Origin of the sequence: Actinoplanes campanulatus (assembly GCF_014647795.1) — a bacterium.
Taxonomy (GTDB): Bacteria; Actinomycetota; Actinomycetes; order Mycobacteriales; family Micromonosporaceae; genus Actinoplanes; species Actinoplanes campanulatus.
The window spans coordinates 115,014-135,509 of sequence record NZ_BMPW01000019.1; the positions used below are offsets into that span (position 1 = coordinate 115,014).

General features: G+C 65.8%; 20 protein-coding genes. 7 read left to right on the plus strand and 13 right to left on the minus strand.

The window, feature by feature from the left end:
* Positions 1–54 precede the first annotated feature (54 nt).
* The 11 genes from IEZ13_RS32015 to IEZ13_RS32065 all read right to left on the minus strand — a co-directional run bounded on the left by IEZ13_RS32015 (position 55) and on the right by IEZ13_RS32065 (position 11,453).
* Complete coding sequence (locus IEZ13_RS32015) at positions 55–1,101, minus strand: hypothetical protein (RefSeq protein WP_183223167.1); 1,047 nt, start codon at positions 1,099–1,101, stop codon at positions 55–57.
* 240 nt (positions 1,102–1,341) lie between these two features.
* Positions 1,342–1,623: a helix-turn-helix domain-containing protein gene (locus tag IEZ13_RS32020; protein ID WP_183223169.1), complete on the minus strand. Its 282-nt coding sequence runs from the start codon at positions 1,621–1,623 to the stop codon at positions 1,342–1,344.
* Between the two features lie 252 nt (positions 1,624–1,875).
* Positions 1,876–2,763 (minus strand): hypothetical protein, encoded by an 888-nt coding sequence (locus IEZ13_RS32025; RefSeq protein WP_183223171.1) that lies wholly within the window; start codon positions 2,761–2,763, stop codon positions 1,876–1,878.
* On the minus strand, positions 2,760–3,401 hold the full coding sequence (locus tag IEZ13_RS32030) for a hypothetical protein (protein WP_183223173.1): 642 nt from the start codon (positions 3,399–3,401) through the stop codon (positions 2,760–2,762). The genes IEZ13_RS32025 and IEZ13_RS32030 overlap by 4 nt, the downstream gene beginning before the upstream one ends.
* A gap of 180 nt (positions 3,402–3,581) precedes the next feature.
* A complete protein-coding gene (locus tag IEZ13_RS32035; RefSeq protein ID WP_183223175.1) occupies positions 3,582–4,175 on the minus strand; it encodes a GNAT family N-acetyltransferase in 594 nt (197 codons plus the stop codon).
* A 16-nt stretch (positions 4,176–4,191) separates the two neighbouring features.
* Positions 4,192–5,706, minus strand: coding sequence for an APC family permease (locus tag IEZ13_RS32040; RefSeq protein ID WP_229795312.1), 1,515 nt, complete (start codon positions 5,704–5,706; stop codon positions 4,192–4,194).
* A gap of 62 nt (positions 5,707–5,768) precedes the next feature.
* Positions 5,769–6,647 carry a GPP34 family phosphoprotein gene (locus IEZ13_RS32045; protein WP_183223179.1) on the minus strand — a complete coding sequence of 293 codons (879 nt, stop codon included), beginning with the start codon at positions 6,645–6,647 and terminating at the stop codon, positions 5,769–5,771.
* A gap of 1,025 nt (positions 6,648–7,672) precedes the next feature.
* Positions 7,673–9,130, minus strand: a complete 1,458-nt coding sequence (locus IEZ13_RS32050; protein WP_229795314.1) for an SAM-dependent methyltransferase — start codon at positions 9,128–9,130, stop codon at positions 7,673–7,675.
* A 249-nt stretch (positions 9,131–9,379) separates the two neighbouring features.
* Entirely contained in the window at positions 9,380–9,772 is a 393-nt protein-coding gene (locus tag IEZ13_RS32055; protein WP_183223181.1) for a hypothetical protein, read from the minus strand.
* 51 nt (positions 9,773–9,823) lie between these two features.
* Positions 9,824–10,651, minus strand: a complete 828-nt coding sequence (locus tag IEZ13_RS32060) for an SAM-dependent methyltransferase (RefSeq protein ID WP_183223183.1) — start codon at positions 10,649–10,651, stop codon at positions 9,824–9,826.
* A 109-nt stretch (positions 10,652–10,760) separates the two neighbouring features.
* On the minus strand, positions 10,761–11,453 hold the full coding sequence (locus IEZ13_RS32065; RefSeq protein ID WP_183223185.1) for an N-acetyltransferase: 693 nt from the start codon (positions 11,451–11,453) through the stop codon (positions 10,761–10,763).
* Between the two features lie 567 nt (positions 11,454–12,020).
* Here IEZ13_RS32065 and IEZ13_RS32070 point away from each other — a divergent pair.
* The 4 genes from IEZ13_RS32070 to IEZ13_RS32085 all read left to right on the plus strand — a co-directional run bounded on the left by IEZ13_RS32070 (position 12,021) and on the right by IEZ13_RS32085 (position 14,999).
* On the plus strand, positions 12,021–12,893 hold the full coding sequence (locus IEZ13_RS32070) for a helix-turn-helix domain-containing protein (RefSeq protein WP_183223187.1): 873 nt from the start codon (positions 12,021–12,023) through the stop codon (positions 12,891–12,893).
* 2 nt (positions 12,894–12,895) lie between these two features.
* Entirely contained in the window at positions 12,896–13,096 is a 201-nt protein-coding gene (locus IEZ13_RS32075; protein WP_229795316.1) for a DUF397 domain-containing protein, read from the plus strand.
* 129 nt (positions 13,097–13,225) lie between these two features.
* Positions 13,226–13,519, plus strand: coding sequence for a hypothetical protein (locus IEZ13_RS32080; RefSeq protein WP_183223191.1), 294 nt, complete (start codon positions 13,226–13,228; stop codon positions 13,517–13,519).
* A gap of 139 nt (positions 13,520–13,658) precedes the next feature.
* Positions 13,659–14,999: an NsdA family TPR-like regulatory protein gene (locus tag IEZ13_RS32085; protein WP_479722581.1), complete on the plus strand. Its 1,341-nt coding sequence runs from the start codon at positions 13,659–13,661 to the stop codon at positions 14,997–14,999.
* A 15-nt stretch (positions 15,000–15,014) separates the two neighbouring features.
* Here IEZ13_RS32085 and IEZ13_RS32090 read toward each other — a convergent pair whose 3' ends face one another.
* Positions 15,015–15,728 (minus strand): HAD family hydrolase, encoded by a 714-nt coding sequence (locus IEZ13_RS32090; protein ID WP_229795318.1) that lies wholly within the window; start codon positions 15,726–15,728, stop codon positions 15,015–15,017.
* A 131-nt stretch (positions 15,729–15,859) separates the two neighbouring features.
* Between IEZ13_RS32090 and IEZ13_RS32095 the strand changes: the two genes are divergently transcribed.
* Both IEZ13_RS32095 and IEZ13_RS32100 read left to right on the plus strand, forming a co-directional pair.
* Entirely contained in the window at positions 15,860–16,318 is a 459-nt protein-coding gene (locus IEZ13_RS32095; RefSeq protein WP_183223195.1) for a PPC domain-containing DNA-binding protein, read from the plus strand.
* An 80-nt stretch (positions 16,319–16,398) separates the two neighbouring features.
* Positions 16,399–17,232: an alpha/beta hydrolase gene (locus IEZ13_RS32100; protein WP_183223197.1), complete on the plus strand. Its 834-nt coding sequence runs from the start codon at positions 16,399–16,401 to the stop codon at positions 17,230–17,232.
* On the opposite strand, the gene IEZ13_RS32105 is transcribed toward IEZ13_RS32100, so the two are convergent.
* A complete protein-coding gene (locus IEZ13_RS32105; protein WP_183223199.1) occupies positions 17,229–18,608 on the minus strand; it encodes an NsdA family TPR-like regulatory protein in 1,380 nt (459 codons plus the stop codon). The two genes, IEZ13_RS32100 and IEZ13_RS32105, sit on opposite strands and share 4 nt — an antisense overlap.
* Before the next feature lie 538 nt (positions 18,609–19,146).
* Between IEZ13_RS32105 and IEZ13_RS32110 the strand changes: the two genes are divergently transcribed.
* Complete coding sequence (locus IEZ13_RS32110) at positions 19,147–20,310, plus strand: alcohol dehydrogenase catalytic domain-containing protein (RefSeq protein ID WP_203833974.1); 1,164 nt, start codon at positions 19,147–19,149, stop codon at positions 20,308–20,310.
* The last annotated feature ends 186 nt before the right edge of the window (positions 20,311–20,496 follow it).

Consider the following 20,496-nt stretch of genomic DNA (forward strand, 5'->3'; position numbering starts at 1 on the left):
CTCCTGAACCGTGAGGGGACGTTGTCGCGGGACGGGTGGTGACGGATTGGAGCGTCAGGCGACGAGGTGGACGAGAACGGCAACGGCGATCACAAGTAGCAGAATCGCGGCGGTGCGCAGTGCGGCTCGGCGGGCGCGTCGGTGGGCCAGGTACGCGGCGATCGTGTCGGTGAGCCGCTGCCGGGCCGCGCCGTCGTCGGGCTGCGGCGTTCGGTCGGAGGTGAGCAGGAACACGGCCTCGGGTGCGGTGAGCATCCGGCTGATCGCACCGGCGATGTCACCGACGCGGTAGCCGGTCAGCGGATGGCGGCGCGGAGCGTCGTGGCCGTTGGTGGCGGGTGCGCGGGGCGGGGTTTGGGCGGGTGATCGGGGTGGGAGCCGGGCCGGGATAGGTAAGGCTTGGCCCGGGAGGCTTTCGGGTGAGGCGGCCGTCAGGGTTTGGGGTGTGTGGGTGCAGACCGTGGTGCGATGGGCGTCGATGTAGGCGGTGTCGGCCGCGGCGTTCTGCGCGGTGTGCGAGGTGACGAGGTCGTCCCAGGCCGGGGTATCGCGGGCCTGGGCCAGTAGGGCGAGCAGGTGCAGGTCTTGGCGGCAGGCGCGCAGCGCCCGCATGAATGCGGCCAGGACGGCCGTGCCGGTGCTGGTATCGGGCTGCGGGTGATGGTGCCAGGTATGCCAGGCGCCAGCGAGGGTGTTCAGGGCGTCCGTGCATCGGCCGGCGGTGTGGAGGCTGGCGGCGAGGTCGATGGCGGCGGTCAGCGCGCGTTGCGGCTGGTGGATGCGGTAACCGGCGAGCACGCGCCGGCGCACGTCGATCGCCTCGGTGAGCAGGCCATGCTGGTGCAGCGTGGCGCCGTAGGCGTCGGCCGCGGCGAGCCGGCGGGGGTGTCCGCACGGGTAGAGGACATGGCTGGCGTGGTAGGCGTGGTGCGCCGCTCGCATCTGTTCGGTGCCGGTGGTGAGCGTGGCGTACAGCGTGCAGGCGTCGATCAGGTTGGGCTCGGCGAGAATCTGCGCCAAGTCGATGGTGGTGACGTACGGGTGGAGTGTGGTGGCAGCGTCGGCAGGACGGCCGGTGGTGCTCTGCAGCAGCGCGGTCATGACGGCCTCGGACAGGTCACCGAGCTCGCCGTCGGTGGGTGCGGCGCTGGCTGGCGCAGGGCCGTCGGTGACGGGTTCGGCATGAGGTGGGAGCGATGATCGGCGCTTCGGTGCCACAACGGTCCTTTCTCGGCGGGGCCTTGATGGCCGCGGGCCGGTGACTGGTTGAGCGGGGCAGGGGACGGTGGGTGGGGTGTCGGCTGCTGTCAGCTGAGGTTGCCGGGTGAGGTGACCCGAGGTTCACGGGTGAGGGCCGGTGAGTCGGGCGGTGCGGCCGTTGGCGGGACGTCGTGTCACGCCGGCTTCCTTGAGCAGGTTCCAGACGAAGCCGTACGAGCGGTCGAGCTGTGCGGCGATGGCACGGATCGACAGGCGGCGCCCGGCGCCTGGTGCTGGGTGGTAGAGCTGTGCGGCTTGCCGGCGCAGGGCGTCGCGGGCTTGGCCGGTGACCGGGGTGGAGACGCGGCGGGGTTTACCGGGGCGCTGTGTCTCGGTGGTGGGCAGACGGGCGGGCTCGGACATCGTGGGCTCCCGGTGTTGGCGTGGTTGGGGCGAGCGGGCTGCTCCCAAGACGGGTTGAGTTGTTGTTGGCGGGGGTGGGCGGTGCGCTCTCGCCTTGGGGGCAAGGGTTCGAGCGCACCGCCCTGGCAGCACGTCGGGTCGGCTGCCGTGACCGCGCAATGCCGGGACGGTGGGCGGAATAGGGTCCCGCTTGGCGGTCGTTGGTGCGCGCCGGACGTTCCTCGGGGTGGAGGCATCGGCGCGGGCTGGTCGTTACTGGCCTGGCGGCTGGCCGGGTGTACTGGTGCGGTCGGTGGCGAGAAAGAGCTGGTAAGCGAGCAGTTGTGGGGTGTCGTCGATCGACGTGACGCTGGAGGCCAGCAGTGTGCCGATGTCGGGGTCGAGCAGGATCGTCTCGCGGTGGTAGCCGGCGACGACGAAGGTCCAGCCGGTGCGGCCGATCACGTCACGGGCGATGCCGTCGTAGGCCAGGCCGGGGATGGTGGCGAGCATGCGCAGCGCCCCGGCTCGGGCCGCCCGGTTGAGGTAGTGGCTTCGGTAGAGCCGGACGAAGGCGCTCAGCAGCCAGGTGGGTTGGCAGCGCAGGTGTGCGCCGGCGTAGAGGGCGTCGGCGAGTGTCTGCGCGTCGCTGGGCACCGGTTCGGTGACGGCGCCGCCGATGCGTGGTCCGTCGGCTCCCGGATACGTCGTGGTCGTGACTGGTGCGGTCGCGAGACGCAGCAGCTCGGCCGTGTCCGGCAGCCGGGAGGGGTCGGGGCGTGCGGGCAGAGCGCGTTCGTCGACGCGGCCGCCGCCGTCGGCGTCCCGCCACAGGGTGATCTCGATGGGCGTGACCATGCCGTCCACGACGCTCCACAGCTGGGTCCGCGCCACCGAGTAGCTGTTGACGGCGGCGTCTTTCGCGTCGGCGGGCAGGGCGGTGATCGTGTCGGCCAGGCCGAGGAGCCGGCCGGTCGTGCTCAGCCGGTCAGCCGGCGGTGCGGTGCTCGATGATGCCGCGGCGCTCGGACAGGGCCCTTGCCATCCGACGGGGACGGCGGGCTCTTCCGCTGGAGCGCAGGCGGTGACCGCCAGCAGCACCGCGGCAAGTGTGACGATGGCGGTGCGGCGCTGGCCGAGCCGGCGAGTGGGTGGTTTCATCGCCGCCGCCGGGTGGAGCATCGGTGGGTGACGGCCGTGCCACGGACCAGCAGGGCCAGCGCGGCAGGTGTCACGCGAGTGAGGTCGGTGTCGAGCAGCCCGCCCGGCAGGACGGCCTCTGGGGTCGGGATTTTGTCGGGGTGGCGCCGGTGGCGGCAGATGTAGTTCATCGCGGTGTAGGCGGTCAGGATCGTCGCGGGGACAGGATGCCGGCAGTGGTCGCGGTGCTGGGCGAGCTGGTGGAGCCGGTACAGGCCTAGGCGTCCTTGCGCGCCATCGGAGCCGTTGTACGTGGCGACGGCGTAGACGGCGCCGGCAAGCAGCACCCGGGCGGGTTCACCGTGCCGGGCGGCGAGCAACGCGTAGTCATCGCACGGGGTGACCGCCGCTCGGCCGCCGATCCGGCAGGCGATGCCGGCCAGGACTGCGCGGGCGGCCACAAGCCGGTGGATGTCGGCACGGGAAACGGCAGCGACGGCCTGCTCCGCGACGGTGAGAGCTTCCCGGTGCTCGCCGAGCCGCTGGTAAGCCTCGGCCAGCAGGATCAGTGTCACGGCCGGGTCCAGATCCGAACCGTGCTGAAGCGTGAGCACGGCGCCGCGCGGATCGGCGCGGATCAGGTGACGCAGCTCGTCCACCGCGGTGGTGTGCGGTACTGCCGGCGCGATGGGAGTGGTACTGGGTGGTGCGGCGAGGGGCGTGGCGGTTACTGGCCTGTCCTTGTTCGGCAGCGAAGCTCCGGCGAGGTGGTCTCGAAAGCAGGGGTCCGGACAGCCGGCCTGACGGCGTACCCGTCAGGCCGGGCCGGGGGTGGTGTGTCAGCCGTTGGTGACCGGCCGCCACATGCGGTAGAGGAGCGTGTCGCCGTCGACGGCGATGGTCGGCGGGGTCATGTCGGTGTAGCCGTGGCGGTGGTAGAGCCGCTGGTTGTCCGGGCTCGTGGCCTCGAGATAGGCGGCGATGCCGTCCGCGTCGAGCTGGGTGTGGGTGTGGTTCATCAGGGCGCTGCCCAGGCCCTGGCCCCACCGGTCCGGGAGCACGGCGAGGAACAGCAGGTGGAAGTGCGGGTCGCGGGGGTGGTGGGCGTCCATCTGATGGTCGAGGTGCTCGAAGCGGGGCAGGTCGTCACCGGCCAGGTCGGCCAGATGCTTGGCGTAGTCCTCGGGCTCGGTCACCTCACCGGTGCGGTCGAACCAGACGGCGGCCGCGGTGGCGTCGTCGGTCATGACGACCTGCCCGGCGCCACGGATGGCGTGCTCGATGTAGAGCCGGTACCAGGCTCGGGAGACCGGCAGGCGCCGCTGGTCGTCGGGGACGAGGTAGCGGATGACGGGCATGTGCTGGAAGGAGGCCGCGACAATGTCGGCGACGGTGTCGACATCCGCGAGGCCGGCGATACGCAGTGCGCTCATGATCGGTGCCTTTCGGTCAGAGGATGGTGGACAAGCCGGACGCGCTGGCGGTGGCGCTGCGGGTGCCGCGGCCGATGCCCTCGTAGACGCGCGGGTTGGTGCCCTTGAGCACGAGTCCCCAGACGGTGCCGCCGACGAAGACCAGCAGCAAAGTGACCGGGACCACGAGGGCCGGGCCGCTGCCGGGGTCGACGCCGAACAGGCCGGGCAGGTTGTCGAGCGCGAGCCAGGCCACGACCAGCAGCACGACGGTGGCGATCAGTGGCGCGACCAGCCGCTGCCACAGGTTCTCGCCGCGGGCATTTTTGGCGAAGAACGCGACGACGGAGATGCTGGTCAGGGTGTAGAGCAGCAGTACGCCGACGCCCCCGCTGGTGGAGCCCCAGTAGAAGAGCTGGACGAGGGGATCCCAGCCGGCGATCGCGTAGGCGATGAGCACGATCAACGCGAGCGCTGATTGAGCCATCGAAGCGTTGCGCGGGGCGCCCTTGATGGTGGTGCGGCCGAATACCCGTGGGAGGACGCCTTCGCGGCCGAGAGCGAAGACGTAGCGGGCGATGGCCTGGTGGAACGCGATCGCCGCGGCGAGGGTGCCGGTGCCGAGCAGGATCTTGCCGAGGGTGATCGACCAGGCGCCGAGGACGGCGGCGGCCTGGTTGAAGAACAGGTTGTCGGCTTCGGTGGCCGCGCGTTCGAGGATCTGCGGTCCACCGGCGGAGATCTGCACCCACGAACTGAGCCAGTAGACCGCGGCGATCGTGGCGATGGTGACGTAGGTGGCGACCGGGATGGTGCGCTTGGGGTTCTTGCTTTCTTCGATGTAGACCACGGACTGCTCGATGCCGGCGAACGAGGTGGTGCCCTGAACGGCGAGCACACCGACCGTCGCGGCCAAGGCGGCGAGGTTCGGGCCGGTCAGGGCACCGACCGACATCGCGGCGCCGTTGAAGGAGAAGCCGCTGCTGAGCATGATGGCGAGGCTGTAGAGCGCGACCAGGATCGTCTCGGCGACGACCAGGAGCACCAGCACGACGCCGGACACTTTGACTTCGTTGGCACCCAGGACCGCCACGAGGAGCCAGGCGAGCAGGGCCGGGATGAGCCAGGGCACGTTGAAGCCGAGCCAGTCCGACAGCAGTGGGGCGCCGATGGCGGCGCTGAACGCTCCGTAGCAGCAGAGTTGGAAGCTGTTGTAGGTGGCCAGGGCGAACCAGGAGGTGCCGACGCCGGCGGGACGGCCGAGGCCTTGGGCGACGTAGGCGTAGAAGGCGCCGGCGTTGGGGATGTGGCGGGCCATGGCGAGATAGCCGACGGCGTAGATCATCAGGATGGCGGCGACCATGAGGATCGCGACGGGGAAGGCGATCAGGCCGGTCGCGGCCACGGCGAGGGGCACGACCAGGGTGACGACGGTTAGCGGCGCCACGCTGGAGGCGATAGCGGAGCCGATCGCGAAGGGGCCGAGCCGGTTGGCGGCGAGCGCGTTCTCCACGCTCGCTTCCCGGACGGCGGAAGGTGACGGTGCACGCACCGGAAAGTCCTCCTGTGAAAAAGGGGGTGAACAGAGGGGCATGTCGCGGGTAGCGAGCCGGGTCAACGCATGGCGGCCTCCCCGATCGCGGCGTCTGCGGTACGAAGCAGTTCCCGGGACATGTCGTCGAGGCCGGTTTTCAGCTCGTCGGCGAGTTGGGACCGTTCGAGCGGGGAGAGCGTCTCCAGTGCGTGGTGGTGCAGTCCGGTGGCCAGGAACAAGCCGGCGAGCAGCAGTTGCATGCGGCTGAGACCGCGACCACTCTGCACGGCAATACGGACGCGGCTTGCCGGCGTTCCCGCGACGACGGAGTCTCGGGGTACGTAGCGCACGGTTGACCCGCCTACCCAGCGGCGGCGTTCCTGCCGTTGCGCCAAGCCGGTGCGGGTCAGCCTGTCGACAACGAGGGTCTCAGCGCGCCGATCGTAGGCCAGGTACGACATCCACTTGCGTAGGTCGTGACCCCGTTTGCGGTGCCGGGTGTGCTCGGGCGGCGCGGCGTTCTGGTACCTACTGCCGGGGGTGGGTGGCCATGGCGAGGTGGCGGCTGGCTGTGTCGGCCAGGCTCGGGTGTCGAATGCTTGAGTCGGCCAGTCCGCGCCATGATGCGGTGGGTATGGCGGTTCCCAGCCGGCATGTGGGTCGACCGGTGCGCGAGGCCGTGGTGTCGCCGAAGCGGTGGTGGGTGGCCAGCTGGCTTCTTCAGCCGCCATCTTGTCCAGCAGGGGCCGCAGCGCCGGGTCGTCGCAATTGCTGCCGTCGGCGCGGAAGATTTCGCCTTCACGGACCTCCAGGCAGTTGTTGTGGATCAGTTCGCCGAGCATGCCGGTGGCGAGGCCGACCCCGAGTGACCACTCTCCGATGCGTGGTTTGCCGTCGAGGCTGTCGTGCGCCGCGAGCCACAGACAGTCGGTGAGCCGTTGGGGCTCCACTGACGACATGATGAATCTCTCCCCACGAATGCAGAAATGGCAGTTAGCGGGCTCACGCCTCGCCTCGGTGACGGCCCGAGCTCGTCACGTTGGGACGGTGTGGCAGAGGTGGGCGGGCACGCCGCCAACCGCGGCACCAGTGAATCGGCGTGCCCGCACCTCTTGGCCAGCTCCACGAAGGAGCCGGGGCATGAACAGGCCCGAGGGCCGATGTTGCAGTGGCGCACCGTGTGCCGTGAGCGCAGCGACGGGCCCGACCTCCCGCCCATACGGGTATGGGCGAGTGCGGGCCGCGCTGTCAGCACAGGGAGGTCGGCGACGTCTGACCGGGGTATACGTCGTCAACCAGGATCTTCTGCTCCCCATGCCTCCGCGGCATACGACGGTACGGCGCTGGAAGAGCGCTTCACCGCGGAAGGGAAACACGAGTGTCCTTTCAATAGGACGGTGCCGGTCGGACAATGTGCGCTTCGGGGTTGCCCTTACGTCAGCGTCCGTGGACCGATGAAGTTCGTCGGGTTCAAGGAGTGAGGGTCGCTCTCTCACTCGGAGTCGTCAGCGGCGCTGAACATAATCGCGCTGAATTCTTCCAAGCGCATTTAAGGATCACAGTCGCATCGACTATAGGAAATACCAGAACGAGGTGCATCCACGATGCCAGATCAACATCCATACTGCCTTGAGCAGCTATTTAACGAAGCCGAAACCCGCCTCGGTTGCGGCTCCGCTGGGCACGGGCGTCTCACTCGTGGAGCCTCACCTCGCTCTCTCCACTCGCGCGCTCGTCCAAAAATGACCGCCGGGTGGAGGCCCGGCGGTCTCAGGCTTGCTACTGGCGCTGGCGGCCATAGGTAAATCGCGACGAAGTGGCGGCATGCAGATGATTAACCCCAAGCCCAGAATGTAAGAAACCCGAAGGACTCCTCATTTGCGCGAGGACTATCCGCGCCTGGAAGATGCGCTTGAGGTGCGTCTATCAGGGCGCCGAGGAGGGAGGCGCATCATTATCGCTGTGCCGGACCGGGTACACGTCGCTACGGAGCTGGCCGTGGCCGGAGGTGCCCCACCATGCCGTAGAGGCCTACGTGCCGAGCCGAAGGCCGCTTGGCCGGCTCGTCGACTGGGCGCCAGTCGCTGACGGCGACGAGCCCCGGCTCCAGGATGTGCAGTCCGGCGCCGAGGGACGCGATCTGCTCTCTCGTGCGGGTACGTATGTCGATGTCGCCTGAGGCGTACATCCTCTCGTAGACGGCGGCTTCTTCGGGGGACAGGAAGTCGTGTGTGCCATGCGAGATGATCAGGAAGCTGCCCGGGGCAGCCGCGTCCACAAGGGCACGGACCGCCCGCTGTGCCTCGGCCAGTTCGGGAACGTAGTGCAGCACCGCTGCCAGCACGATGCCCAGCGGTTCGCGTGGGTTGAGGATGGCCTCGAAGTCCGGGTGTTGCAGAATCTGTTCGGGACGACGCAGGTCCGCCTCGAGGTAGGCGGTGCGCCCGGCCCGGCTTCCGACGGTCAAGGCTCGGGAGTGCGTTCCGACGACCGGGTCGTTGTCGACGTAGAGCACCCGGGCGTTCGGCGTGATCCGCTGCGCGATCTCGTGGGTGTTGCCGGGAGCCGGCAAGCCGGTTCCGATGTCCAGGAACTGGCGCACACCGGCCTGAGCGACCGCGCGGACCGCCCGGCTCAGGAAGGCGCGGTTCGCCAGCGCCGCTGTCCTCACCCAGGGGAACTGCTGCGCGAACGCGTCACCGGATTCGCGATCGGCGGAGAAGTTGTCCTTGCCACCGAGCCAGTAGTCGTATCGGCGGGCAGAATGCGGCCTGCTCACGTCCAGCCCGCTCGGCTTCCACGGCCGTAGTGGTGACTGCCCGCCATCCCTGTCCTCGGGCACCGTACTGGTATCGGTCCCTGCGGTCGTTGCTGAACCGGTCCGCGCCGCCGGGATACGCCGTAGCTGGGCGGTGTCGGCATCGCCGGTGTCACGGTACTGGCGGTGACCGGGTTCACCGCTGAGCAGTGCGTCCTGCCGACGGCCGGGGGATGATCGAGCGTCGGCCTGCTCGCTTGGAGTCCCGCGGTCGGGTTGTGCCTCGTCGTTGAGCACCGGTTCCAACACCCGTGCACGGTAGAAGCCGAGGTCGGCGTCGGACGCGACGTTGAAGAACGCGCGGAAGGCGGCACGTCGGTACTTCGACGGCCAGAAGACCTCGCCGCGTTCGTATCGGCCGAGCTCGCGTTCGTCGAGGAAACCGCCGTTGACCACCGCGAGGTCCACGCCTGGGAACAGCCCGGTCATGATCTTGTTGACGGCGGCGACGACTTCCGGCCGCTGGATGCGCGCGGGCCGGCCGTCGGGAAGTGATTCGGTCGCGGAGGCCATGCGCAGCAGCCGCCCCACCAGCTTTTGATTCGGCTTGGCTTTGACCTTCCCCGTACCCGCGGCATCCGGGCGTGCCTGGGCGGGGTAAGTGACGGCGGTCTGGGTCGGCATGGTGTTTCCTCGTCTCCCACCAGCGTGGTGGGCTGAATCGCTCCGTCGCGCAGGCATGCGATGAACAAGGTCTTGTGGCGGCGCTGTCAGCTGCTCGCCGACTCGGAATGGCTGTGAGTCGTGGTTGCTTAGCCCGATGATTGCGGTGGGGCAACGTACCTTCCGCGGGCGGCACAGAGACCGGATCTCGTGTCCAGACTGGTAACTGGGTTGACGCCGAGCATCGGCTTGTCGTCTGCGGCTGCGCTGCTATCGGCCTGGTGAGGGCGTCGCCAGCGCGTGAAGCAGTGTTTCCACTTCGTCGCCGTGAGTTCCCCGGCAGACAGCACACAGGTAGTCCAGACAGTCGGCTGGTTTCACGGTCGACGGCCGGTACAGGTGGTCCCCGAAGGCGATGGGCTCGACCACGATGTACGGCATGATCTCTGCGATCCCGAGGACGTCCAGCAATCCCTCGGGTACCATCCCGCCGAAGCAGAAGTGCAGCTCATGTGTGGGGAAGCTCGTGAATGCCCCGTCGATCGGGATTGCTGGGCGGTTACCTCCCTCGAGGCAGTGTGGCGCGTGGAACACCACGCCCGGCGGGTAGTGCCGGCGCTCGCCTGTCGTGCTGGCCGGTGTGCCGGCCGGCAGCTCGCTCATCGCCTCCTCCTTCTCCTTGCTCGCCGCCCGAAGGCCGCTTCGCGGTAGGTGTCATGGCTTGCGGGCCAGGCCGGCCCAGTAGTACGCGGCTTGCGGCTCATCGACAGGGCCATCGGGCTGCCACGCCGACACGGGCACCAACCCCGGCTCCACGAGTTCCCAATCACCGAAGAACCGGGCCACCTCCTGCCGGTTGCGGACGACCAACGTCATCCCGGCACCGGTGGCCGCCGCAACCGCAGCGTCAACTTCGGCCGCGTTGAAATCCGCGGTCGGGTGGGTGATCGCCAGGAAGCTACCCGAGGGAGCCGCGTCACGTAGCTCGGCGACCCGAGCCCAGGGATCCTCGGTATCAGCGAGCAGCATCAGCACTGCGATCAGGGTCAACCCGATCGGCTCGGTCAGATCGAGGGTGTCCTTGACCACCGGGCTGTCCAGAATCGACTGCGATTCGCGCAGGTCAGCGGCAAGGTATTCGCAGCGCCCTTGGTCGGTGCTGAGCATCAGAGCACGAGCGTGCACGAGCACGAGCGGGTCGTTGTCGACGTACACGACGCGGGTCTGCGGGTTGACCTGTTGCGCGACCTGATGCAGGTTCGGCTCCGTCGGAATGCCGGTACCGATGTCCAGGAACTGCCGAACGCCCGCACCCGCAAGGTGACGCACTACCCGGTGGACGAACTTGCGGTTCTCGCCGGCCATGTAACGCATGCCGGGAATCGCCGCGATCATCGCCTCGCCGACTTCTCGGTCGACGGCGAAGTTGTCCTTGCCGCCCAGCCAGTAGTCGTAGATCCGGGCGGAGTGCGGCGCGTCGCTCTTGAAGGTCGGCGGATGGCGATCCGCCGTCGAGGTTCCGGACCCGTGATCGAGGTTCATACCAGCACCGTCTCGCCGATAGGTCCGCTCCGGGAACGCTGGCTGGATACTGCTGGCGCCCGCCGGCGATCGATGCGGGTGGCACGGCCCGGCAGTGGCGCTGCCGCGTTCACAGTGCCCTCCGCACCGGCTTACAGGCCGTACTGACGGCGCCAGCGGTGTCACGACCAGCGCAACCGACAGGGCCCTGCCCGGCGAAGGCATTCACGGGAACACGCACGGCACTGGAGTCGGCTGTACGGAGCATCGGCTGGACGGTTGCCGATCCACGACCGAGAGGGGCCGGATCGCCGTACGGACGATATCCGCACCGTACGGCCACGGCCGTGACAGCATCATCAGCCGCGAGCAAACAGCGCGGCCGCGCTGTAAAACCCTCGAGATGTTCGGTGAGCAGCGCGCTCGCGATACCGTGCCGCTGCCAACGCGGCAGAACTCCCAACCCGGCCAGCCGTAGATGTGGCTGGCATTCGTGCGCCTGCCCGGATGCGGCATCGAGCTCGCCGAGCTTGGCGGCGAAAGCGCCTCCGCCGCTTGCGTTCACCGCTCGGGCAGAGCTGGGAGTCTCACAGGGCAGCCACAGCGCCGCAGCGATTATCTGATCGCCGATCTCGACGATGCGCGCTGCACCATATTGCATGGCCTCCGCCGTCCGGCCCACATGGTGATGGAACAGGTGGCGACCGCGGGCGACCGGCTCGACCTCCAGCCAACGGCCCAACATCGTGGGCAGCGCCGCGGCCGCAAGCACACCCGACAGGGGCCGGATGTCCCAGTAGGTCGCATCTCGGGTTGTCCACATCAGCAAACTCCCGTTCGCGCGCCTGGAGCATGAGCGAGCATGCCTGCTCGGCTGGAACAACGCGCGGAAGCGCTCGCCGGCCAGGCGCCGCGCCGATAGGCGCCGAGTCCCCCGTCGTAGACGGCGATGCCGACGAGCAGCCGCGGACCATCACCGACCCGAGCTTGCGTGGTGCTGGACTGCTCGGTGCGACGGGTGCTCGCGGCGATCTCAGCCATGATCGTTTCCTCGCATCATCTTGTGACTGGCGGTCCCGCATCGTTCCCGACTCTGGCCAGCAGCACGGTGCGAGGCTCTGCACCACTGGTATCTGCCATTCGAGGAGATGCCCAATCTGTGTTGCTCCACAATCGCTCTTGCGCGAGGCGGGAGGAATCCCTGTTTCATGGGAATCGAGAGGAATTTAAAAGGGAATCGGCACGGGAACTATGTGCCGTGAGCTGCGGAGACGTCGCTGATCGTCGCTCGTGAGGGTCTGGCGGCGTTTCAGGGGTGGGTTACGATGCCGACATTGCCGCTTCTCGTCGGCGGCGTAATCGAATGCGGCGGAGCAGGGAAGGTCGCGTTGTGAACTTCAGCCCGTATGTGAATCGGCTTTGGCTTGCCGCGGCGATCCTCGATGCGCGCAAGCAAGCCGGATACACCACTGACAGGTTGTCGCAGGAGACCGGTATACAGCGGCAGAAGATCAGTCACATCGAGACCGCTAATCGGCCGGTCGATCCTGCGGCCATCCGCCTCATCCTGGATGCCCTCCGTGTTGCGGCACCGAGCCACACCAAGATCATGCAAGCTGCCGAAAGAGCCGCGGCACAAGGATGGTGGAAGCGCTATGACGACGAGATGGGTCCGCGTCAAGCGCAGACCGCCGACCTGGAAGCCGGTGCCGGCACGATCTTCGAGTATCAGCCGTTTCTCATTCCGGGGCTCTTGCAGACACCGGACTTCGCGCGGGCGCGCGCTGATGCGGCGCGCACCGCCCGCAGCCGCCGCTTCTCCACCGCTCGCGCGCTCGAAGCGCGTAAGCAACGCCAGGCCATCCTGTCCGGGCCGGCCGCGACCCCGTACGAGGTGGTGATCGATGAGACGGCTCTTCGTCGGCGCACGGTCACCGCGGAGGTGATGCACGGTCAGTTGGAACACCTGATCGATGCGACGCTGAATCTGCGGGCGGTGACCGTGCGTGTCTTGCCGCTCGATGCCGTGCTCGCGGAGCGGTTGCAGGCCCGCAGCGCGTTCTCGTACTACACCTATTCCGACCCCGAGGATTTTGAGATCGTGACGGTCGATACAAATATCGACGACATGATCCTTACCGACGAAACAAAAGTAGGGGTTTACGCCTGTCTGCGTTCGGAATTGCAGGAGGACGCGTTGAGCGCGGCCGATTCTCTCGACCTTCTCGCCATCCTGGCGCAGGAGCTTTTAACAAGGAGATGAGTATGGAAAACACTGCGGCAGGAATGTGGTTCAAGTCCGGCCGTTCGGCCCCGGACGCAAACTGTGTTGAGGTCCGATACCTTTCCGGAGGCGGAGTCGAGGTGCGTAACTCCAAGCGTCCGGAAGGCGGGACGCTCATCTTCACCGACGCGGAGTTCGATGCCTGGGTTGGCGGCGCCAAGGACGGCGACTTCGACCGCTGACGCCAGCCCGAGCAGCAACACCGATGGGTGGCCTGCCCCGGCCCATGCATTGCGGACCCGGCGGGCCGCCCATCACCATATGTATGCCTTGGTCGCTGCAGCCCCTACCCAACGCAGGAAGAGACGGCAATGCCCGAGTCGGACGCGGTACCGAACGAGCGGTTCCGTGATGCACGCATCCGGCTGTTCGGCACCAGACAGGTCCTCGCCGAAGCAGTCAACATGGTGCCGACCTCCATCGTCGTATCTGAAAACGACATCGGCAAGCTCAAGCGAGGTGAGGTCACCTGGCCTCGCGAGCCGCGCCGATCAGGGTTTCCAGGCACCACCAGGCCGGCGCGGATCACGTCTGCATCAACGCCCTCGACCCGGACCTACGCGTGCTGCCGTTACCGCAATGGCGGCAGCTGGCAGCCATCATGATGCGATGACCCGGCAACAGCACACCACCGTCACGGCACGACGGCTGATGGCCAGGACTGGGCAGCACTCGGCCGCACCGTTCGCGAACATCGGTCTTTAGGAGGCGGCGATTTCTGCGCAGAACGCGACTCCCAATAAACTGTTCCGTGATGCGCGCCGACGGTTGTTCGGCAGCAGGCAGGCCCTCGCCGACGCCGTCAACCAGCTCGTGCCGGACGCCTACCGGGTATCGGACAACGACATCGGCAAGATCGAACGCGGCCAGGTCACCTGGCCTCGCCAACCACGACGCGACGCATACCGGCAGACACTGCAAGCTCGCATCGACGCGGAGCTCGGATTCTTCGATCGACGAGCCCCGCAAGCTGAAGGCACTGGTTCGGTGACGGAAGTCCGTTCGAGCCCGAAAATCAATGCGCCGCGACTGGTGAGCTCGTCCTTCTTGGAAGAATCCGCGGAGTCAGCCCTTGCGGTCGGCGCTGGGTTCGACGCGGAAGATCCGGGACTTTGGACCAGAATGGGTGAAGAGCCGCCGGGCTCGCTTGCTGACCAATTCCAGACTCTGGACTCATCCAACGGCGAATGGAATAGCTTTTCGGTAGTTACTAGCATGCTGGCGCAGCAACGGCAAAATGTAGCTCCCGCAGCGCTTCTGAATCTGGTTGAGGCGCATCGCGAATGCCTGTATACGCTATTCCGGCATCCGGGCTCGCAGCCTATCCGGAAAGAGATCGGCGCGATGCTTGGTGAAGCATCGGTGGTTGCTAGCCGGTTGTGGAGCGCTCAGGGCAATAGAAGCATGGCGCTTGCGCATTGCGCCTATGCCAGACGTCTTGCTGACCAGCTACACCATCCGCGCCTTGGTGCTACGGCGCGTATATTCGAGAGCAACCTACATTCTGATGCTTCGACTCTGATCGAGGCCAACGGTGACGTCATGGTGGGCTTGAGGCTCCTTGATGAGGCAGCCGCAGCTTCTCACCTGCTAACAGCGCCAGCTCGCGCTCGGATTGCAGCAGAACAGGCCCAAACCTTCGCTGCGCTGGGCCTGCGACGCGAGGCTAACTTGGCCTTGGAATGTGCTTACGAGGCAGCCGAAGAGATCATGCCCGAAGACCGTATCGGACTATATAGTGACTGGGGCATCAATCGTGTGCGAGTCTACGAGGGCACCTGTCAGCTTCTCTTAAGGAGTCCCGAGAAAGCCATAGAGGTGCTTGAGCCGGCCGTCAAGAACCTCGCCGAAGATCAGCAGCAAACAAACGTCATGCTTGCGGCGCAGGTCGACCTTGCTAGCTCATACGCTGAAACTGGTGAAGTTGAGGAGTGCTGCTCACTCCTGGGTGCCACCTATGACCGGTTGGCTGCAGTCGGCAACCTCCGGGGAATTTACCGTGCTCGCCAGGCCCGGCGACGTCTTGAGGCGTGGAACGGCGAACGTTCGATCCGACAGCTCGATGCCCGCATGAAAACGGCCTAGGCGATTCGGTGATCCCTAACCAAGAACGATTTCTTTGACAGCAGGAATAACCCTTGAAGGGTCTAGGGAATCCAAAATTACATCTGGCGCATGTTGCTCCAACTCTGCCCGGGTTGCGCGATGACTGACCGCGATCACGTGGAATCCGGCGTGCCGAGCGCAAGCAATGTCGTTTGGCGCATCGCCAATTACGACGGTCTTTCGAGGGTCTAGCTCATGATTGTAGAATCGACTGAATCGTTGCTTCACCACGTCTGGGAGTTGGAATCGATCTCGTTTGTCCGACCCGTAACCGCCGATCCGGAGGTCCAGGTGGGCATCCAGCCCGTTTTCGCTGAGCTTAACCTCGGCGGCCGACTGAAGGTTACCCGTAAGCACCGTTTGCACGAATCCTGCTTGATGCAGTTCGGCAGTGCTAGCGATTGCGCCAGGATAGGGGGGCTGACTAGCCCGCAACTCTAGACGCCCTTCGTCCATCACGACGTCAAGGTTGCTAGCGAATTGGCCAATCTGAGCCTCGGCATCGACGGGCGAAACGCCAGAGGCGATCGCCGTGTCGATAACGATAGACTCGTCTGTGTACCCGTGGACTTTCTTCTCCGGAAAGGTAACGTCTGTCTCCCCGAGTCCGTAGGTCCTCGCGATTGCCCTTCGCAGCCAGCGAAGATCTGCCGGAATGAGCGTGCCGTCGATGTCCCAGATCACCAGGCCGGGTTCCAGTACCTTCACGCGACCATGATTCCACATACCATCCTCGATCCGCACGACGCACGCCTGCTGGTCCAGCTAAATACCGCCTCCACCGTCATAGGGTGGACAGATAGCACATCACAGTTGAGCGGCCAGAAAGGTGAGCACCAATGACGCGCAGCTGGGAGGCAACTCCGGGGCGGACCATCGTCGCGGTTTTTGACCACGGCGACGACTTCTCCACCGCCCTCAACGAGGTGTGCGCCGAACACGGCATCCGCCAAGGCTATATCCCCATGTTCATCGCCGGCTTCGCCACCGCTGATCTCGTTGGCACCTGCGAACGCCTCGAGGACCCACTGGCCCCAGTCTGGTCAAGAGTGCAGTTCTCCAACATCGAAGCCGTCGGCGGCGGAACTCTGGCATGGGACGAAGCCGCGGACCGGATAGCGCCCCACATCCACGTAGCAGTCGGACTCAAGGAGCACAGCGCCACGGGTCACACCAGTCACCTGCTCGGAGCAACAGTGCAGTTCCTCACAGAGATGATCATTATTGAGGTGGCTGGACCCCGCATGAGCCGGCGCAAGCAACCTGACCTGTACGACGTGCCGCTTCTGCGTATTTGAGCAACGGCGACGGACCGTCGATCGTCGTCCGACGCAGGTACCCTACCGACGACACCCCACTGTGGCTGGAGGACTGCGGGATGAGCGACGAGAACGCAACCAACGGGACCACCCTGACCAGCTTCCGCAGCCGGGATGGGCTACTTCTGAAGGGCTCCTTCCAGTCGCCCGCTGCAGCCTTCGCTACCAGCGTAGTTTTCGTTCATGGTGGTGGTGTGACACGCGAAGAAGGTGGCTTTTTCACACGGCTCGCGGCCGGCCTCGCTGATCGTGGGGTGGCATCGTTGCGGTTCGACCTACGCGGACACGGCGAGAGCAGCGGTCGCCAGGAGGACCTAACGTTGTCCGGGGTGCTGAACGACATCCACGCCGCGACCGCCCATCTGCGTCAGTTGACGGGAAACATTTCAGTCAGCCTTCTGGGTGCTAGTTTCGGAGGCGGTATTAGTGCCTACTACGCTGCTCGCTACGCTCGTCAACTTGCGAAACTTGTGTTGATTAACCCACTCGTCAACTACAAGAAGCGTTTCATCGATGACAAGCCTTACTGGTCAGACGACCAGATCAGTGAGTCAGCCGGCCGAGAACTCGAAGAGAACGGTTTTTTGCCTCACTCGCCGACTTTCAAACTGGGACGGCCGTTGCTCAACGAGGTTTTCTATTTGCGGCCCGACCATGCGTTTGAGAAGATCACCACACCCACTCTGGTACTTCACGGCACCCGGGACACCTTCATCCCGGTGCAGAGTTCACGCGACTACGCCTCGCGGATCTCTGCGGTCAGCCGGCTCATTGAGATCGAAGGGGCGCAGCACGGAATTGCAGTACACGACGATCCGCAGTATCGGCACCCCCAGACGCAGAAGTGGCAGGCGACCGCGATCCAGGACATCGGCGACTGGATTCTTGACTAGAGCGTTTGCATTAGTCTCATGAAAGACGCAACTGCTGGCCGATGCCGCCACGGGTGTAAGTCGTTTCTCAGCCGTGACAGCTCTCGAACAGTGCGGGTGGAGCCAGCGGTGAATGCGACAGGAATAATTGAGGCACCCACCGACGCAGCGTCGTCAGGCAATGAAGCAGCTGCGAGGGTCTGTGCTCGGAGCGTTGAAAAGTAGGCGTAGTCCCTCGCCGAAAACACGTCGGGCTTGACAACTACTTCAAAAATGCCGGCAGCTTCCTCAGGGCGTCCCGACTCTCCGTAGCAGATTGCAACTTGTGCTTCGAATAGCGCCTTGTCGTAATGAGCTGCGAGTGTTGTGCTGTCAACCGACACCTCCGCAAGGAGGGCGCGCGCCTTTTCTAGGGTGTCGTCAACGTGCTGCCGTTTCGACTTAAGCATGGCCAAGCCTCGCGCCTGTTGTTGGACGGCCTCGGCCATGATCCGTGCGGGCAGGCGCCACGGGCCGACCTGAACGGCTTCAGCAAGTCCGAGCATCCGGGGCGCATCCCGGGCATCCCAGGCGGCCTGGCTCTTCTTGATGAGAATATAACCAGGCATGGCGAAGTCGGTGGCTGCCATAGCCCATTCTGAAGCGCGATCACGCCAGTATTCCGCGGCTGCCGGGTGTCCGGCGTCGCGGTACAACCATCCAGTGAATTCTGCCGCCCGGGAACCGACCTGCAACAGGGGTTGATGCACGGACCACTTCACGACGTGAATATTCCGCTGAATAATGGACAGGACGCCGATGGCGCGCGGCAGGGCATACCGAGGGCCGGAAGCTCCGTCATCGGCTATGCATCGGTCGAGCTCTTCGCCTAGAAAGGCAACGAGCGTTTCATCAAGATATCGCCGTGCGTCACGATTGACTGCGTCGATGCGATCGAGGTCATCTAGTGTCAAGCCTGGCGCTCCGGGACTCTGCTCCTGGAAGGCGACCGCTGGCAACATAGATGGGCCAAGCTCGACTTCCTTGGAGTCCGCCTTCGGGAAAGATGAGTCAAGGTGCCCGGCGGATACCGCCAGGAACGCATCCCCGCCATTAACTGGAATGGTGTCGGTGGGCCGGTCACGGCGATTCACTAGCCCGATTTCGGCATCCGTCTTGGCGCCCAATGCAACGCGGTAGGCGCGGCGTCGGTGCTCACGCGGGTACGACACAAGTCCGCGCTCGATCTTCCCGATGTCATTCGCGGTGACTGGCCCCTCCTTGCTTCGCGGGTCAATCACGCTGTTGACGCGATCCGCGAACTCTTCCCGCGAAGGTGGACCGTCGCCGAAGGCAGATTTGAGCCGCAGGCGTGCCGCGCGGAAGAGTTTGTTAGGGGGCTGCCGCGACGTGATCATGACTCCTTCTCGAGTCCGGACGAAGTCTCGTGAAGGCTGAGTGTAGGCGCCCCTCTCACCATATGAGAACTAGTGTCGACCCGGCTACCCGGCGAGCGACCCAGCGGAGGTGGCCCCGGTGGCCGCCTACCTGCACTGATGTCAGCTCGCTGAACGGGAACTCTCGGCCAGCCTCCTCCCATTGAATGCCCGTCCAGTCAAGGCCTCCCGCACCTGGCTCCTTGATCGTCGCGACCACGATCAAGGACCGGTCATCCCGGGATCACCGCCCCGCTGAGGATTGCGCGTTCGTCACGATGATCTGCGTTTTCTGGTGGCTGCCTCGATTCCCGCTCGATTCCCCCGGATTCCCTCGTCAATGGCGTTCCGCGACGTAGCGGTGAGTGTGAATGTGGAAGGGCGATGTCCGACGTAGAAGCCGTTGGACGTGCGGGCTCCGGCCTCTCTGTCCAGGGCCCCGCGGACGGTAGTGGTGACATGTGCAGTCCAGCTGAAGACGCACCGATTAGCCGCCCGGCAGTTGGAGAAGCGAGTTCTCGTGGATCTCCACTTTCGGAGGCTGGCGTGGAAGAACCATCGCTTTCACGGCCGCGACGAGGATGAGGAGCCGCATGTGAACTCCGCCGAAGGTGAGCAGGGATCCGCGTTCCTGGGCCGGCACCAGGGCGACACGCTGGCTTCGAGCGCCGTGGCGAGGTACAGCCGTTGGAACGGGCCGGGGCGACCGTTCAGCATCGGTGCCTGCCGGCTGCCCGGCAGTGTGCGGGCTGGCGAAGTGCTCGTATCTGTTGATCTGGCTACCATTTGCGGTAGTGACGTGAAGACCGTGACTGGACAGCGGCCTGGCCTCGTACCGTGCGTGCTCGGCCACGAACAGGTCGGCACGGTTGTCGCTGCTGGCGTCGGCGCTCGCGTCGTTGTGGGGCAGCGGGTGGTGTGGTCGGTCACCAGCTCCTGTGGCAGGTGTCCGAGATGCGCAACGATGCCGCAGAAGTGCGTGGACCTGTACAAGTACGGGCATGAACCGTTCGACGAGTCGCAGCCGCTGACCGGAGGGCTGGCCAGCCACTGCCTGCTGCGGCCTGGCACGACGATCGTTCCGGTACCCGACGACCTTCCGAACGAGGTGGCCAGCCTGGCTGCGTGCGCGACCGCTACTGCGGTGGCGGCGGTGAACGCAGCGGGACCTATCTGTGCGGGAAACCGTGCTCTGGTCGCTGGTACCGGGATGCTCGCGATCATGGTGACCGCGGTGCTCGCACAACGCGGAATGCACGTCATCGTCCTCAGCCACGACCAGGTCCGGGGTCGACAGCTGATGCGGTTCGGCGCCGTCGAGGTGACCGATTGCGCAGCCGACATCGACATGGCATTCGAGGTGTCCGGCCGTGCTGCCGCTGCCGCAGCCGCGGTCAGCGCGCTGGCCGTCGGGGGGACTCTGGTCTTGGCCGGATCGGTGTCGCCTGGGCCGACGGTGACCATCGATCCCGAGCACATCGTACGTAACTTGCTCACGATCACCGGCGTACACAACTATCTGCCCGCTGACCTGCGTACCGCGATTGGTTTTCTCGCCGAGCACCAGCGGCGATATCCGTTCGCTGAGCTGGCCGTGGGCCGCTGGACCCTCGCCGAGATGGACGAGGCGTTCGCTGCCGCCCGGACCGGCGGCGTCCGACAGTGTGTCTTCCCCAACGCCTGACCCGAATCACCACACGACACCGGCCGATAGACCGCGCCCGAGAACGCCATGCCGCAAGGCCGTCGGTACCGGCGAATCGACGATCCACCAATAAGTGCACGTCCTGGAAATTCTGCCGCGCCGCGGCGTGGAGCTCGCCGCCGTGAACCCGACCGGCTCCCATCCGGTCGTCTCCGGCGGCCAGCC